The following is a 16312-nucleotide window of genomic DNA, read 5'->3' as shown; positions in this document are numbered from 1 at the left end:
AAACAGAATTATGAACGATGCACATCTTCATTTGGTAGTAAATCATCTTCCTATTGTAGGAGTATTGATTGGTTTTTTAGTGCTGTTGGTAGGTTTGATAATGAAGAAACCTCAGGTGAAAAACACAGCATTGGGTATTTTTATTTTTAGTGCCCTTACATCCATTATAGCTTTTTATACTGGAGATGGTGCAGAAGAAATCGTTGAAAATTTATCTGGAATTAGCGAAACATTAATCTATAAACACGAAGAATACGCGGAATTGTTTCTTTCAATAATGCAAGTTTTGGGAGTTGTTTCACTAATAACATTGTTTTTGCAATATAAAAAAATGCCATTCTCTAAGTACGGTTTTATGTTGATTTTACTGCTTTCAACGGTCTCAATGGGAGTTGCTAAATACGTTGGAACAAGTGGTGGCGAAATAACCCATATAGAGATTAGAAGCAATAGGAATACAATTCAATTAGATGGACATGATGACCACGACAATGATTAGTAGCGTTGCTGCATATTGTACAGATATATTGACGACTTCAAAATGTGCGGCATTGCCTTTTCATAACCTTCAGCATACCAAAGAAGTAGTACAAAACGTAAAATACTTATGCGCTGCAATGGATATTAACGAACAGAATACAGCGGTTTTAATTGTTGCAGCTTGGTTTCACGATATAGGATTTTCAAAGACATATAAAGGTCACGAAGACGAAAGTAAAACCATTGCAAGTAAGTTCTTGAAGCAAGAAAAAGTTGCTGCTAGTTTTATTAATAAAGTTAAAGATTGTATTGAAGCAACTAAGATACCCCAATGCCCAACAACAGCTTTAGCCGAAGTACTTTGTGATGCCGATATTTTTCATATTAGCAATTCACATTTCTTTTACAGAAAGTTGCTATTACGAAGAGAGTGGGAGCTTTTTTGTGATGACAAAGTAACAGATTTAGAGTGGCATAAATTGAATTTTGAATTTTTGAAAAAGCATCATTTCAGAACCATTTACGGAGAAGATATACTGGAACAAGGAAAACAAGAAAATATAGAAAAAGTAAAAAGAATACTAGCTAGCTACTAGATTAAAAACACCTCAAGTAATATGAAAATTAAAATCTTTCCAACGCGCTTCACTTTATTGAAAGCCTATATTGGTTTATTTTTAGTACTGTCTTTTATAGTAAGGTTGAGTTTCTTTATTTGGAATTTTTCTGAAGTAGATAATGCTGGTTTTACACTTGTTGAAACTTTTGGAATTGGTTTCTTCTTTGATTTAGCAACCATTTCATTTTTTGCAATTCCGTATCTTATATACTTATTAGTTTTACCAAAGCGATTTTATGGTTCCGTAGTTGATAAAATCATTACGTATTTAGGATTTTCAATTGGTGTCTTGATTCTGTTTTTTTCTTTTTTTGGAGAGTTTACATTTTGGGATGAATTTCACAGACGTTACAATTTTATTGCTGTTGACTATTTGGTTTACACTTACGAAGTCGTAAAGAATATTAACGAGTCTTACCCGTTGCCTATTCTTATTTCTGCGATGCTAGCTCTAGTCCTAACAAGTATATTTATTGTTTATAAGTTAGGCTGTTTTAATAAAACGTTTAAAAGTAAAACAACATTCAGATCTAAATTAATCGCTTCGCTTCCTTGGATGGTTATTGGTGTTATTAGTCTGATGTTTATTACGAATAAACAAGCTGATTTTTCTGGAAATAGATACAATAACGAATTAGCAAAGTCGGGTATATACTCATTTTTTGCAGCCTTCCGAAATAACGAATTGCCTTATAACGAATTTTATAAAACCATTCCAAAAGAAGAAGCTTTTCAAACCGTTAAAGTGAGTTATTTAGATTCAAAAAACACGTTTGAAAATGCAAATATAAATTCGATTTACAGAACAATAATAAATACGGATAGTATTCATAAATCAATAAAACCAAATGTTATTTTTATTTGTGTAGAAAGTTTAAGTAGCGATTTTTTAAGTGAATTTGGTAATAAAAGGAACATCACTCCAATACTAGATTCACTCGCAAATAATAGTCTGTTTTTTCAAAATCTCTATGCCACAGGAACAAGAACCGTAAGAGGTATGGAAGCCATTACTTTATCAATTCCACCAACACCAGGACGTAGTATTGTAAAACGAAAAGACAATCAAGGCTTATTTACCATTGGCGAAGTATTTAAAGAAAAAGGTTACGAACGTAATTTCTTCTATGGAGGCGATGGTTATTTCGATAATATGAATACCTATTTTGGAGGAAATGGATTTAATATCGTTGATAGAGGTCGTGGTTTTTTGTTGGATAAAACCATAAAAACTACTCGTACTAATATTGAAGATGACGAAGTTACTTTTGAAAATGCTTGGGGAGTCTGTGATATGGATCTTTACAATAAAGTACTTAACGAAGCTGACAAGGTTTACGCTACCGGAAAACCGTTTTTCGATTTTGTAATGACGACTTCTAATCATAAACCTTATACCTACCCAGAAGGCGAAATAGATATCCCTTCAGGAACTGGGAGAAATGGCGCTGTAAAATATACCGATTATGCAATTGGCCAATTTATAAAAAAATCACAACAAAAATCTTGGTTTAAAAATACGGTATTTGTTATAATGAGCGACCATTGTGCAAGTAGTGCAGGACGTTGGGAATTGGATGTTAAGAACTACCACATACCTGCATTAATTTTTAATTTACCAAATCAGCAACCAGAAAAAGTAAACAAGTTGGCTTCTCAAATTGATGTGTTTCCAACCTTGTTTTCGGTATTGCATTGGGATTATAAGTCTAATCTCTTTGGAAAAAACATACTAGCAATGCAACCAGGAGATGAACGTGCTTTTATAGGAAACTACAGAAAACTAGGGTATTTAAAAGAGGATAAAATTTTGATATTAGATGAACAGAAAAATGCAAATTTTTATTCTTGGAATCCCTTAAATAATAGCTTAACAAGTATTCCTTCCGATGAGAATTTTGAGAAAAAAAGTATTTCATTTTATGAGGTTTCAGATGATTTATACAGAAATGAAGGTTTAAAATTAAAGCGTAAATAAGGTGGAAAATATTCACTTCATCATTAATCCAATAGCAGGATCTGGTCATCATAGCCTTTCTAAAGAATTACTTCAGGAATACTTCGAGGTAGATAAATATTGCATAACTATTAAATCTTCGACTTACAGAGGACACGCAATTGATTTAACCAAAGAATCTATCAACCAAAAAGCAAATATCATTGTGGCTTGTGGTGGAGATGGAACGATAAATGAAGTGGCTTCAACTTTGGTTGGCGCATCCATTCCATTAGGTATTATTCCTATTGGTTCTGGTAATGGATTAGCCTCTAATTTGAATATTCCAAAGAATATTATAAAAGCACTTCATATCATTAGAAATAATAACCAAACAAGAATTGATGTTGGTTGTGTTAATGAGAGGTATTTTTTTAGTAATACTGGTTTTGGCTTTACTGCTAGCGTTATAGGAAACTACGAAACTTTAAAGAAAAGAACACTTATTTATTATATAAAGGCATCTTTTAAATCATTTAGAGAATTTAATAAATTAAAAGAAAATACTATGATTATAAATGGTACTTCTGAAATTGTAAATCCATTTTTAATTTTTATTTCAAATTCGAACGTGATGGGGTATAATTTCAGCCTAACACCAAAGGCTTCGCTACAAGATGGACTATTAGATGTTCTTATTGTTCCAAAAATGAGTAAACTAAAAATGTTGTTTTTTGGCTTTTGTATGCTCATTAAAAAACCTGATTTGCTAGATGAAGTAAAATATTTCCAAACAAAGAATATTCTGCTTTCTAGAAATCGAAGTGATTTTTTTGAATCTCAAATTGATGGAGAATTAGCTCAAATTAATGAACAATCACTTTCTCTGTTTTTAAAAGAGAAGTCATTAAGTGTTATTATTTGTTGAAAAAAGATAGAATATGGACCATATCAGTTTACTTAAATGAAGTAGATTGATTGTCGCTTATTTTAAATGTGAAAAATTATAAAGAAGAGGAGCTTAGTTTAAAAAAAAGCTAATTTTAACCTAAACAAAGACAGAACTAGTGTTGTAAAAATAAACTATAAACACATATTAAGTTCAGACTTATCTTGTTCTAAATACTAGCTTACAATTGATAGCTAAGGTGGCAATTTCTCTTTTAACTAAACTATCATCAAAAATAAACGCAGGTCGAGTACTAAAACGAAAAATTAATTATAAAAAGGAAATATTATGGAAAACACAAAGTATTCTAAAGTATATAGACTCATGCATTGGGCTATAGCTATCTCATTTCTGTTATTGTTACTTACAATTTTTTTGAGATTAACGTGGTTGAACAAGGTTAATGTAGCAGCTATCATTAAAGATTATTTGACTGGTACAGAACAAAATTTATCTCAAGACCAACTCATAACATTGGCAAAAAAAATAAGAAAACCCATGTGGGATTGGCATATTTATATTGGCTATGTGTTGGTTGGATTATTTAGTATTCGTTTCATACTTCCAGCATTCGGAACTATGAAAATTCAAAATCCATTTGGTAAAAATCTGTCTACTAAAATGAAATTGCAGAAATGGACATACCTCATTTTTTACGTGTGTGTTATCGTTTCTTTAATTACAGGTCTAATCATAGAATTTGGTCCTAAAGAATTCAAAAAACCAATGGAAGAAATCCATGTGCTTGGTATTTATTACTTGATTGCATTTATAGTAATTCATTTGGCTGGTGTATTAATAGCAGAATTTAAAGACCAGAAAGGAATTATCTCAAGAATAGTAAGTGGCTCAAAGGATAAAGATTGATAAAAACGAATGCACAACATTATTTATCTAAGTTTAACACTTATATGAGTCTAAACAAATGAAAACAAAACGTTCATTTTATTTTTGCAGGTCTTGTGAAAGAGGCGGATCTGCTCTAAAAGCAATACTAGTACAAGTTGATAAATAACAATGTAAGTAATTAGAACAAATACCGTTTAATATACTGTAAATAAATTATTTCTATGAAAAAAGTTTTTTTAATAGCCATAATACTTATCACAACCGTAAGTGGTTATGCTCAAGATTGGCAAACAGATTTTACCAAGGCAAAAGAAATTGCTACTGAAAATGACAGAACAATAATTCTGGTTTTTCAAGGATCAGACTGGTGTGCACCCTGTATAAAACTCGACAGAGAAATATGGAGCACAAATGAGTTTCAAGAGCTAAGCGAAAATCATTTTGTGATGCTTCAAGCTGATTTTCCTCGAAAGAGTAAAAATGCATTGTCAAAAGAACAACAAGCACACAACAATAAACTAGCTGAAAAATATAACCTTAACGGTTATTTTCCTTATGTAGTTGTATTAAATTCTAGTGGTAAAGTTTTGGGAAATTTAGGTTATGAAAAAACCACTCCTGCATTATATTTTAAAAAATTAGAAGCTTTTGAAAAATAAACTTTTTTTAATAGGATTCTTCATTACTTCTTCTGCTATTAGTCAGCAAGTGTATAACAAAACGCTTAAGTTAATGGGCAGTCGGTTTGATATAACGGTTGTCGCGAATGATTCACTTGAAGGTAACACTTATATTGATTTAGCTGTCAATGAAATATCTAGGATTGAGAAATTGATTTCTTCTTGGGATTTAAAATCACAAACCTCTGAAATAAACAGAAATTCAGGAATAAAACCTGTAATTGTTGATGAAGAATTATTTGATCTTATAGATAGAACGATTAAAATTTCAAAATTGACTGATGGTGCTTTCGATATTAGTTATGCTTCGATGGATAAAGTTTGGCATTTTGATGGTAGTATGACTGAGATGCCAACTGAGGATGAAATAAAAAAATCAGTAGAAAAAGTAGGCTATCAAAATATTATTCTAGACAATGATAACCATTCTATTTTTTTAAATCTAGAGGGTATGAAAATTGGTTTTGGTGCAATCGGTAAAGGATATGCAGCAGATAAAGCAAAAGCACTATTAATAGAAAAAGGTGTTAAATCTGGAATTATAAACGCATCGGGCGATTTAAATACTTGGGGAAAACAACCAAACGGAAAAGATTGGATGGTTGCTATTGTAAACCCTTTAAACAAAGAAAAAGTGTTTTCCTGGATGCCTATATACAATAGTGCAGTAGTAACCTCTGGTAATTATGAAAAATATGTAAAATTTAATGATGTTTTATATACACATATAATTGACCCTAGAACTGGATATCCGGCAACAGGAATTTTAAGTGTCTCCATTTTTACGAAAACGGCTGAATTAGCTGATGCTTTGGCAACTTCAATTTTTGTAATGGGAAAAGAAACGGGCTTGGACTTTATCAATCAATTAAATGGAGTTGAGTGTATAATTATTGATGAAAACAGTAGTATTCTAACATCTAAAAATATTGAATTAAACCCACTAAAAAATGATTAAAGAAGTGATTATTATAGCAATAGTAATATGTTCTTTCAGCTCTTGTGTAGCTGCAAAAGAATATGAGAAAGTAAATCTTAACGACCCAGATATGGTTTTAACACAGAAAAAGATTGATCGTTTTGAAACTGCTTTTCAAGTGTATCGAGAAGGTGCATCTGGAGCAAATGGTGGAAAATCTGGTGGAGGCTGTGGCTGTAATTAAATATTAAAAAAATAAATGAAATACCTAATTATAACAGTTGCTCTTTTTTGCTTTGGAAGCATAATGGCTCAACAAGACTCAACTTTGGTCTATAAAAAACGAGTTTTAGAAACAACAGAAGTCGATTTTTTAAGCAGCTATTACTCCCAAGAAGGGAATAATGCTTCGGTAACTGGAGGGATAGGAAATGAAAAATTATCTGATATAACTACAACTATAGTCGTTAGTATGCCCATGAATGATGACGATGTGCTAACCATTGACGCAGGTATTTCTGCATATACCTCTGCGTCTTCCAGTAATGTAAACCCTTTCGATATTTCTGGTGCTTCCGGCAATGGTGATGACGATGTTATAGGTAGTCCTTGGGTTGCGTCTTCTGGTGCATCAAGCTCAGATGTTTGGGCAAATATAAACGCAGATTATTCGCATAGTTCTGACGATAGAAATACTATTTGGAATGCAGATGTGTCTTTTGCAACTGAATATGATTATTCTTCAATTGGATTTGGTGGAGGCTTAACCAAACTCTACAACCAAAAGAACACTACAGTTGGTTTGAGTGCTAAAGTCTATTTAGATACTTGGAGACCAATTTATCCTACCGAATTAAAAGCTTATGCCGATGAAAATGGAAACCTAAACCAAGGCTATTTTAAAGGTGTTACTATTTTAGATCAAAACGGGAATGCCTCTACGAATTGGCAGCCATTAAATGGATTTAAAAAGATAAATAATAAAGGTAGAAATTCCTATTCTGTGTCTTTAAGTTTTTCTCAAATCTTAAGTAAAAATGCACAATTTTCAATGTTTTTAGATGTCGTTAAACAGCAGGGTTGGTTAGGGAATCCTTTACAGCGTGTGTATTTTGGTGATGTTGATAATTACTATATTGGTAATGCCTCAAGTATTCCAAACTATACATCTCCAAGTAATAAAGATGTATTTCAATTAGCAGATGATATTGAGCGCTTACCGTCAAACAGGTTAAAAATCCCAATAGGATTTCGCTTAAATTATTATATAAATGAAGTCGTTTCGTTAAGAACATATTATCGTTATTATTTTGATAACTGGGGAGTTCAGTCTAATACAGCTAGTTTAGAAATACCTATAAAAATTTCAGATAAATTTACTTTGTATCCCTCATTTAGATATTATGACCAGACTCAAGCAGATTATTTTGCGCCTTATAACCAAAATTTATCTACTAGTGAGTTCTATACGTCCGATTTTGATTTGTCTAAATTTAGTGCAAATCAATACGGATTTGGTTTCAGCTATACAGACATATTCAGTAAAGCACATATCTGGAAATTAGGATTGAAAAGTATAGATCTTAAATACAATAATTATCAGCGAAATACAGGTTTAAGTGCTAATTATGTTGGATTAGGATTTAAGTTTGTAATGGATTAATTATTAATCACTTATAAAAAAACTCTTAAAATCATCAAAGGTTATGGATTATTTAAAGTTCAGAGGAGAACCCTATTTAAATATAGTCTATAGACAAAAGTAAAATCTTGATTTATGGATAATACCCACTTTAAAATCAAATATACTTCTTCTCTTCGAAGATGAATAAAGATTTAAAAATCATTATTCATCTAGGTTTCCATTTTCCATCTGTTCATTTTCTTCAAATCTTTTCTTCTCTACAAACTTTACTTTTTTCTCTTCTGGTTCTGCTAGTAAAAGCAATTCCAACATGGCTACAGTTGGTTTAGTTTGATGTTTTTCTATATGCTTTATTATTGCGATTACAGCATTTATTCTACTCTTTATGGACGCATCCAAAGTCTGAAATTTCGGCCCCATTTCTTCGGTAGGCGAAATTTCATTATGTTTAAAAAAATCCAACATTAATTCTAAGGCAGCTGTCTGAGACAGGCCCATAGATCGGCTAAACTTTCGGAATCTTTTAACTGCCGATGTTTTAATACTAATACTCTTAAATTCTTGATTTTTATATTGCTTATCCATCTTTTTGCTCCAAATTTTTGTTGATTTTACTGGGCTCAGCGCGTTTTTTCGTTAAAAATAGAATAGAAAGAGATATTTAAACATTTAGACAATCATGTAATTAACTGATTTTCAGAAATTTGAATTAAATTTAAAATTATGTAACATCGCGCAGCGTGTTACCCTCTTGCTTATCTCTTTCGTCTCAACCCAGTGAGACAAAACATATAACCTTTTCGGCTTACAGCTCCTATTCATATACCTGCTAGATTTCATTTAATTTCCGTACTTAGAATCATTATTTCCAACCCTATTTAATAGCTTTCCCTTATCCAAATCGAAGGTTTTTATAAGCGTTAATACGGCGCTATTTTTTTGAATAAAAGTTTGAATAATACCTTCTTGCTTTGGTATCATTATGTTTGGTTTTTCTTTTAGAGTTTTCAAAAAATAATCAGCAATATCTAATCCTTTGAGCCTTTGATTGTGGTTAGCTTTTTTCTCTAACAAATCTGAAATTTGAATATTAAAACCTACTTTATTTAAGTGCTCCTTTTTCAATTTCCATTGCATATACGGAGAACCATTTACCCCTTCTCGTCCTAGATCAGGATATAGTATTATTGGCCTGTTTTTTAAGGGTTTCAACTTCTCTTCATTTAAACCATTTAAACTTCCTGTTGCCATCCACAGATATTTAGCAAACAACAAACTCATTATACAAGCTGTTTTTTCTGATTCCACTATAGCTATTGGTTTTTGATTAGTATTCAGGAGATGAAGACCAAACAAACATTGTTTTAAATGGAATTTATTTAATTGCTTTTGTTTAAGTTTCTTGGCATGTACCCAGTTAATATACTTCGTTCTCCTGCCCGCTTTGGTATAATTGATAATCTTACCTGATCGAACCTTTTGCTGCTCGTCAATCTGCCAAAAAATAGTGCCATAATAATTATGCAGTGCTGTACCTATTTTATAATCTTGAATTAATTGGTTAACTCCTTTGCCATCAAATTTTGAGTATAAAAATTGAATAAAATTGTTCTGCTTAAAATTAGATTGACTTTCCTTAACTGCCATAGGATCGTGATAGGATGGTTTTATTTTTGTTTGTTTAAGCTGTTTACTGTTTTGAAATATCTTACCATATTGAAGGCTAGTAGGTTTCTCATTAGTATGATCTCTGAAATACTGTTTTGGCGGATAATGATAGCCACAATTTATCTCACGATCACACCTGCCAACTTCATTAGACAGATAATCTCCTGTTTCTTGGTCTATGTATTTCACAAACCTTTGTTGTCCACATTCGGGACAATGATGCTTCTTAGAACTCTTATGTAGACAAAATTTATACATACCTGTATTGCATTAATTGCATTAACTTCACTTTGCAGTGATAGCGCGACTTTCAAATGATTTTATTTTGCATTAAGACTGCATTACATTGCACTAACCTAGTTTTTGGATTCTTTCTCTTTTGCACAAACTGCACGAATATTGCACAAACTTAGTTTATCAAATAATTGATTTACAATGTTTTAACATCGTTAATGCAGTAAATGCAGTTAGTGCAGTTTATAGTACTTTTTCATAATGCCCTCTTGAGCATCTTTTAAAAAGCTTAGTATCATTTAAGTAGGTTTTAAACTGACGCTCACTAATTCTATTTTTCCCCTGAAGGGACTTACATGCGATTTCAAGGCCTTCTTGAGTTGTAAATGCTTTGGGTAATTCTTCTAAAATATCACGCTGTAGCTGGGTAAGCGATTCATAATAATTACGCACTGTGGTTTCTTGTCTTACTCGAATGGCATTTTGATAGAAATAATCAAACAGCCGAATCCCACTTTTTACAGCTTTTAATTCTATTTGCTTGTTACTTCCTTTTTCTATCACATATTCTATTAATTGTAATATAAGAGCAAATCGTATTACATATTGCTGAAGCTTGACATCTATACTCCGCTCGTAATCAAATAAATATTGATTAGGTCTACTATTTTGCCAAGCAAACAAATAGTGTTTGGCTTGGCTAGATAAAGGAATAACTTCTGATGTTTTTTCTTCATGGGATTCTAAATCCAAAAGACTGGATATAATAGTAAAGTAATTATCCAGATGAACTTGAGCTATAGTATTGAGATTCCATTTAAGCGTGGTAGATTTCCATGGATAAACAAATAAAAAGCGATCCAGAAATCCGTTTGTTTGTCTGCCTCCTTTAGCGAACTCTTTAAGTACCGAAATTTGTGTGCTACCTATAACCCCAATAAAGGGATCGCTTATTCTTTGACTCTTACCAGAGGCTCGGTCTGTAGAAATTTGCGTACCACTCCACAGACTTAAATAGGTTTCCGCTTCGCCTGAAGTATTATATCTATTGAAGTTTTTAATCCAACCATGAAGTTCATCTACATAAACATACAGTCCTTTTTTATTATTAGCATGTATAGCGATTAGTGCTTCTGGCGTAAAATCACTGATGAGAATCTTTTTTAAAAGTGGCTTTTTTAATTTGCTACGGTCTTCATTGGTATTTAAGCTTTCTTGAATGTAGTCTTTTAGTTCTTGCTCGTAGATTTCAAAAGTGGTATCTTCTCTTTTATGAATCGGTCTAAAACAAAAATTAAGCGCATGTGTTTTAGAATCACCTGGACGCCCCACGATAACAGTGAATAAATTCACTTTTTCTTCCCAACCTTTTTTAACTTCAACTTTATATGTCTTTCCTATAGCCGCTGAAGCTGCCGATAACACACCTGCTCCTAAATAGTCTAAACAAAACTGATAGACGTTATGCGCCTCGAAAATAATTTCTTGAAGTGCTTTGGGAAATATATCTACCGGAAAGGGATTGTTATTACTACTATCCAATTTTAGGAAGTCGTTTTCCAAATCTATACGATCTATAGTATTTAATTTATGAGGATTTTTAATTTGCGATTTTCGAGACTCATTTCTTTCATGCACTAGCATGTTCGGAGTGTTTTTATTTAGATTCTCCATGACTAAATGGAATTGGTCTTAGTTGGATCCTTGAGTTCTAGTACATCCTGACTTTGAATGAGCCAAGCTTCAAATTTTTGTCTTGAGAAAAAAATGAGTTTTCCATTAGGTTTGGAATGTGGCACCTTACCCGAAGCGGTAAGTTTATACAAATAGCTTCTTGATATTCCTGCATAATCACAGGCCTCATCAAAGGTTAGCACCTCTTTTTTAGATACTAATAATTGTTCTAAACGATCTAATCGTTCAAAAAGTAGTTGATGACTGTTCATTATTTCTTGTTTTTAATGTTAGATAATGAACAAAAGCGCTTTTGTTAACTTATACTGAATTCTAGTATTAAATCTATTAAAATATGCAAATAGAACCATTTCTAGAAGCTTAAAGTTATCCACAGGACGCTAAACCTCAAATGAACTGAAATGGTACCATATTAAATGACCATAAAATTCATCTAATATCATTCCATATTATTTCAGGTCAAATAAAATAGAGCTATTTTTTACAAACAACTCGTTGTTAATAAGTTAATTGCTAAAATTCAACTTAAAGTGGCCAATTCTAAAGAAATCGAATCTTAATTTTAGTTCAATCACCCCAAATCAACCATAACTTAACTGCGCAAAGATTCTGTGCTGTTTTTATAGCATTCAGGCAGATACGCGTGAAGTAAAAACAGCATAGAGCGCTTTCTAAAAAGCTGATTTATGATAAAGACAATCAGTCATTAAATTCTTTTTTTAAGTTCGAATCAAACGAAGGCTATTCACAATTTTCTTCCTTTAATGAAGTTGTCCTTACTGGAGTAGCGGTAAGGGTTAACACAATAGAAAGCTAAAATTGCGGATTGTGTTTAAGACTTTTGTCTAGAATCGCTTTTCGCGGAATGAAGAGGAAATGGGCTAAGTGGGATAAACAACTATCTTTTAGAGTACAAAAGAAGTCTTCTTAATATTATTTGGTACCATTTGTATTAAAATAACTACAAATTTCTTAAATGGTGTTAAAATTCAAGCTTTTTACTAAATGTGTTACCCATGTGTTACCCCAAACAAAAAAAGCCGACTATAAATAGTCGGCTTTCTCATATTGTGCGGGCGGAGAGACTCGAACTCTCACACCTCGCGGCACTAGATCCTAAGTCTAGCGTGTCTACCAATTCCACCACGCCCGCAATAAGGTGTGCAAATATATAAATTAGTTTCAATAATCAAATAAACTTTCAAGAAAAAATTATACAATTTTGTATTTTTGTTGGAAACAGAATATTTCCACATGAAAAATATCTCGACTTACATCGAAAATAACAAGGATAGATTTTTAAACGAACTTATCGAACTACTTAAAATACCGTCTGTTAGCGCTGACTCGGCTCACAAAAACGACGTTTTAAAAACTTCGGAGATCGTTAAAACACGCCTTGAAGAAGCAGGATGCGATCACGTAGAAATTTGCAAGACAGATGGCCATCCGATTGTATATGGTGAAAAATTCATCGATAAATCACTTCCAACCGTTCTTGTTTATGGTCATTACGACGTACAACCTGCAGATCCAATCGAACTTTGGACCTCTCCTCCATTCGAACCCGTTATAAAAACAACCGAAACTCATCCAGAAGGGGCTATTTTTGCTCGTGGAGCGTGCGACGATAAAGGCCAGATGTATATGCATGTAAAAGCATTGGAATTCATGACCAAAAACGACGAGCTTCCTTGTAACGTAAAATTCATGATTGAAGGTGAAGAAGAAGTTGGTAGTGTAAACCTTGCAACCTTTGTAAAAAACAATCACGAAAAACTTAAAAACGACGTTATTCTTATTTCAGACACAGGAATGATTGCGAAAGACGTACCGTCAATCACCACAGGATTACGTGGTTTAAGTTATGTAGAAGTAGAAGTAACAGGTCCAAATCGCGATTTACACTCTGGACTTTACGGTGGTGCTGTTGCAAACCCAATTAACATATTAACAAAAATGATTGCGTCACTTCACGACGAAAACAATCACATTACCATTCCTGGTTTTTACGATAAGGTTGAAGAATTATCTAAAGACGAGCGTGCCCAAATGGCAAAAGCGCCTTTTAATTTAGACAACTATAAAAAAGCCTTAGATATCGATGCCGTTTACGGAGAAGCAGGTTATACAACTAACGAACGTAACTCTATTAGACCAACATTAGATGTTAACGGAATTTGGGGAGGTTATACTGGCGAAGGTGCAAAAACAGTAATTGCAAGTAAAGCATTTGCTAAAATCTCTATGCGTTTAGTGCCTAATCAAGATTGGAAAGACATTACAGAACTGTTCAAAAAACACTTCGAAAGTATCGCTCCAGACGCTGTTACAGTTGTTGTAAAACCTCATCATGGCGGTCAAGGTTACGTAACACCTATAGACAGTATTGGTTACCAAGCAGCATCTAAAGCGTATGCAGAAACTTTTGGACAAACACCAATTCCACAACGCAGCGGAGGAAGTATTCCAATTGTATCGCTTTTTGAGGACGAATTAAAGAGTAAAACCATTTTAATGGGATTCGGACTAGACAGCGACGCCATTCACTCGCCTAACGAACATTTTGGAGTATGGAATTACCTAAAAGGTATAGAAACCATCCCAATGTTTTACAAACATTTTACAGAATTATTTAAAAAATAAATTCTAATCACATAAAAAAATCCGTTCAATATTTTGAGCGGATTTTTTTTATTTATTCGTCATGCTGAACTTGTTTCAGCATCTCGTAATAAAAATCGTATTTAAATGATATGGTAAAATTCAAACCTCAGGAATGAATTGCTACATTTCCAAATTAAATGATTTTCAAATTTTCAGGGCGTTCCCAAAAGGTCGCGCTTTCCGTTATATCTTTTTATTACATTACAGTTAACCACTGCATAATTTAATTCAAACAAAAAACTTCAGTTTAGCAAACACAAATCGTTTACATCACATAAAAAGGATGCCACTGCAATCGCTAACGCAAAATCTAGTATCATTCATATTAATAAAATTATTAAAAATTTTAGTCTTTAACAATTTTATACACGCCTCTCTTTTTATCACTTTCTACACTTAAAAAGTAAATCCCCTTAGATAGACTACCCAATTGTAATTCTGTCGTTTTTTCTTCAGAAGTCATTTTAAAAACCCGTTTACCAGACACATCATACATTGTAAAATCGGCTGTACCACTTGCACTTCTTTCAACTGTTAAATGAGATTGTACTGGATTAGGAAATACCGTTAGTTCAGAATCTTTAAACGTTGGTAAGCCTAAAGTTGAGAATTCATAACAATCACTAAACTCAACACAAGTTCCAGATGTAATTTCTACGCTATAACGACCATTAGCTGTTGGTATATAGGTCTGAAATGTAGCTCCTGTAATTGCAGTATCGGTAACACAATTATACCATTGGTACGTTGCATTATCTTGATTAGCAATAAGACTATTATTACTCTGTGCAACTGTATTATCTACGCCGCCTAACACTGCTTTGGTAGCAATATAACCAGCAGACAGCTTAGATAACTCGTGATAATATTCTAGATTAAACAAGGCAAATCTATCTTCTTTAGAATGATATTTTGAATTTTGATCATCTTCAGACCAAGCTTCTCCAACTAAAACAGCTGGATAGCCACGATTCCAAAAACCAGAATGATCACTATATTCTGTTCCTGGAATAACAATATTTACATTCAATTTAAACGGATACGAATTTAACACAGCAACAATATCGTCACTCATACCTTGCGAACCAGCATCATTTTTTTTAACATCTATATCAAAGCTTTCATCATCATCGCCATCATAACCAATCATATCTATATTATAAACACCTAAAATAGCATTACCATTGGTCTCTGCTAATTCGGCATAATATTTAGACCCAATTAATCCAATCTCTTCTTCATCCCACAAAGCGTAAATAATGGTATTTTCTTTACATTGCCCAGACAGCAGTCTCGCTATTTCTAAAATTGTAGCCACACCACTTGCATTATCATCTGCACAATAATCGGCAACAGCATCGTAATGCGCACATATTATATATACATTTTCCGGATGTGTTGTTCCTAGCTGAGTCGCAATTACATTTCGTCTACTATCTTCACCATCCATAAATTGATTTACAACAGTGGTATTCTCTAACTTATCGAATCTTTCATAAAGATACTCGGCAGCCAAGTTGTTATTATCGTATTTCCTATTTAAAAGTGTAACGGTATTACCACCAACAACTGTAGCAATTTCTCCAGAAAATTCTTTAACTGTAAGCGACAAAGAATCTAGGTTAACGGCATTTATAATATCTGTTACAGTTTGACTATAAGAAAAAGCAAAACTTAACATACAAAAAAGCAGGCTTAGGCCTAATTTATTTGTTTTAGAAAAGGGGAGATTTATTAGCTTCAATGTTACTATTTTAATTTTTTAAGAATCTTATAAAAGCTGGCCATAAACAAAAAAATGCGGCAGTCTTTTTAAAAATTAATACTAGTTTGTTAAAACTAGTATTAATTAAATCGAAAATAAGTTCTAATTTATTTACGGAACAGTACAAAATACTCGTTAAAGCGAACTGAACTTTAGTTTAAAACCTTAAATAGCATTTATGAAACGAATAATAGTCAATTGTGGGG

General features: G+C 32.5%; 15 protein-coding genes and 1 tRNA gene. 10 read left to right on the top strand and 6 right to left on the bottom strand.

Going from position 1 to position 16312, the window contains the following annotated elements; translation table 11 throughout:
- Positions 1 to 10: 10 nt before the first annotated feature.
- The 9 genes from GQR95_RS07800 (at position 11) to GQR95_RS07760 (ending at position 8095) form a co-directional block, all read left to right on the top strand.
- On the top strand, positions 11 to 499 hold the full coding sequence (locus tag GQR95_RS07800; protein WP_159022639.1) for a hypothetical protein: 489 nt from the start codon (positions 11 to 13) through the stop codon (positions 497 to 499).
- The gene (locus GQR95_RS07795; protein ID WP_159022638.1) at positions 477 to 1076 is read left to right on the top strand and encodes an HD domain-containing protein; all 600 of its coding nucleotides are present in this window, start codon (positions 477 to 479) and stop codon (positions 1074 to 1076) included. Before GQR95_RS07800 ends, GQR95_RS07795 begins: the two co-directional genes overlap by 23 nt.
- A 21-nt stretch (positions 1077 to 1097) precedes the next feature.
- On the top strand, positions 1098 to 3077 hold the full coding sequence (locus tag GQR95_RS07790) for an LTA synthase family protein (RefSeq protein WP_159022637.1): 1980 nt from the start codon (positions 1098 to 1100) through the stop codon (positions 3075 to 3077).
- Position 3078: 1 nt separating this feature from the next.
- Positions 3079 to 3963: a diacylglycerol kinase family protein gene (locus GQR95_RS07785; protein ID WP_159022636.1), complete on the top strand. Its 885-nt coding sequence runs from the start codon at positions 3079 to 3081 to the stop codon at positions 3961 to 3963.
- Between the two features lie 309 nt (positions 3964 to 4272).
- Positions 4273 to 4851, top strand: a complete 579-nt coding sequence (locus GQR95_RS07780; protein ID WP_159022635.1) for a cytochrome b/b6 domain-containing protein — start codon at positions 4273 to 4275, stop codon at positions 4849 to 4851.
- Positions 4852 to 5054: 203 nt separating this feature from the next.
- Positions 5055 to 5492: a thioredoxin family protein gene (locus GQR95_RS07775; RefSeq protein WP_159022634.1), complete on the top strand. Its 438-nt coding sequence runs from the start codon at positions 5055 to 5057 to the stop codon at positions 5490 to 5492.
- Entirely contained in the window at positions 5482 to 6471 is a 990-nt protein-coding gene (locus tag GQR95_RS07770) for an FAD:protein FMN transferase (RefSeq protein WP_233266021.1), read from the top strand. The genes GQR95_RS07775 and GQR95_RS07770 overlap by 11 nt, the downstream gene beginning before the upstream one ends.
- Positions 6464 to 6676 (top strand): DUF4266 domain-containing protein, encoded by a 213-nt coding sequence (locus GQR95_RS07765; RefSeq protein WP_159022633.1) that lies wholly within the window; start codon positions 6464 to 6466, stop codon positions 6674 to 6676. The genes GQR95_RS07770 and GQR95_RS07765 overlap by 8 nt, the downstream gene beginning before the upstream one ends.
- Before the next feature lie 15 nt (positions 6677 to 6691).
- Complete coding sequence (locus tag GQR95_RS07760) at positions 6692 to 8095, top strand: DUF3570 domain-containing protein (RefSeq protein ID WP_159022632.1); 1404 nt, start codon at positions 6692 to 6694, stop codon at positions 8093 to 8095.
- 183 nt (positions 8096 to 8278) lie between these two features.
- Here GQR95_RS07760 and GQR95_RS07755 read toward each other — a convergent pair whose 3' ends face one another.
- The 5 genes from GQR95_RS07755 to GQR95_RS07735 form a co-directional block, all read right to left on the bottom strand.
- Positions 8279 to 8662, bottom strand: a complete 384-nt coding sequence (locus GQR95_RS07755) for a BfmA/BtgA family mobilization protein (protein WP_159022631.1) — start codon at positions 8660 to 8662, stop codon at positions 8279 to 8281.
- Between the two features lie 255 nt (positions 8663 to 8917).
- On the bottom strand, positions 8918 to 10003 hold the full coding sequence (locus GQR95_RS07750) for a DUF6371 domain-containing protein (protein ID WP_255473257.1): 1086 nt from the start codon (positions 10001 to 10003) through the stop codon (positions 8918 to 8920).
- Positions 10004 to 10222: 219 nt separating this feature from the next.
- Positions 10223 to 11623 (bottom strand): DUF3987 domain-containing protein, encoded by a 1401-nt coding sequence (locus GQR95_RS07745; protein ID WP_159022629.1) that lies wholly within the window; start codon positions 11621 to 11623, stop codon positions 10223 to 10225.
- A gap of 32 nt (positions 11624 to 11655) precedes the next feature.
- Positions 11656 to 11925, bottom strand: a complete 270-nt coding sequence (locus GQR95_RS07740; protein WP_159022628.1) for a helix-turn-helix domain-containing protein — start codon at positions 11923 to 11925, stop codon at positions 11656 to 11658.
- 820 nt (positions 11926 to 12745) lie between these two features.
- Positions 12746 to 12827: transfer RNA gene (locus tag GQR95_RS07735), tRNA-Leu, on the bottom strand.
- Between the two features lie 101 nt (positions 12828 to 12928).
- Between GQR95_RS07735 and GQR95_RS07730 the strand changes: the two genes are divergently transcribed.
- Complete coding sequence (locus GQR95_RS07730) at positions 12929 to 14320, top strand: dipeptidase (RefSeq protein WP_159022627.1); 1392 nt, start codon at positions 12929 to 12931, stop codon at positions 14318 to 14320.
- Positions 14321 to 14687: 367 nt separating this feature from the next.
- On the opposite strand, the gene GQR95_RS07725 is transcribed toward GQR95_RS07730, so the two are convergent.
- Entirely contained in the window at positions 14688 to 16022 is a 1335-nt protein-coding gene (locus GQR95_RS07725; RefSeq protein WP_159022626.1) for a M28 family peptidase, read from the bottom strand.
- Between the last annotated feature and the right edge of the window lie 290 nt (positions 16023 to 16312).

Source organism: Formosa sp. L2A11, from assembly GCF_009796865.1.
GTDB lineage: Bacteria > Bacteroidota > Bacteroidia > Flavobacteriales > Flavobacteriaceae > Formosa.
Note: the sequence above shows the minus strand (reverse complement) of the source record. Positions and strands in the feature narration are given on the sequence as shown.

What these genes read in the sequence shown, in the direction of transcription:
- GQR95_RS07755 (WP_159022631.1), bottom strand. Translation starts at nt 8,662, where the DNA reads ATGGATAAGCAATATAAAAATCAAGAATTTAAGAGTATTAGTATTAAA.
- GQR95_RS07775 (WP_159022634.1), top strand. Translation starts at nt 5,055, where the DNA reads ATGAAAAAAGTTTTTTTAATAGCCATAATACTTATCACAACCGTAAGT.
- GQR95_RS07740 (WP_159022628.1), bottom strand. Translation starts at nt 11,925, where the DNA reads ATGAACAGTCATCAACTACTTTTTGAACGATTAGATCGTTTAGAACAA.
- GQR95_RS07745 (WP_159022629.1), bottom strand. Translation starts at nt 11,623, where the DNA reads ATGCTAGTGCATGAAAGAAATGAGTCTCGAAAATCGCAAATTAAAAAT.
- GQR95_RS07780 (WP_159022635.1), top strand. Translation starts at nt 4,273, where the DNA reads ATGGAAAACACAAAGTATTCTAAAGTATATAGACTCATGCATTGGGCT.
- GQR95_RS07765 (WP_159022633.1), top strand. Translation starts at nt 6,464, where the DNA reads ATGATTAAAGAAGTGATTATTATAGCAATAGTAATATGTTCTTTCAGC.
- GQR95_RS07730 (WP_159022627.1), top strand. Translation starts at nt 12,929, where the DNA reads ATGAAAAATATCTCGACTTACATCGAAAATAACAAGGATAGATTTTTA.
- GQR95_RS07790 (WP_159022637.1), top strand. Translation starts at nt 1,098, where the DNA reads ATGAAAATTAAAATCTTTCCAACGCGCTTCACTTTATTGAAAGCCTAT.
- GQR95_RS07800 (WP_159022639.1), top strand. Translation starts at nt 11, where the DNA reads ATGAACGATGCACATCTTCATTTGGTAGTAAATCATCTTCCTATTGTA.
- GQR95_RS07760 (WP_159022632.1), top strand. Translation starts at nt 6,692, where the DNA reads ATGAAATACCTAATTATAACAGTTGCTCTTTTTTGCTTTGGAAGCATA.
- GQR95_RS07795 (WP_159022638.1), top strand. Translation starts at nt 477, where the DNA reads ATGATGACCACGACAATGATTAGTAGCGTTGCTGCATATTGTACAGAT.
- GQR95_RS07750 (WP_255473257.1), bottom strand. Translation starts at nt 10,003, where the DNA reads ATGTATAAATTTTGTCTACATAAGAGTTCTAAGAAGCATCATTGTCCC.
- GQR95_RS07725 (WP_159022626.1), bottom strand. Translation starts at nt 16,022, where the DNA reads ATGTTAAGTTTTGCTTTTTCTTATAGTCAAACTGTAACAGATATTATA.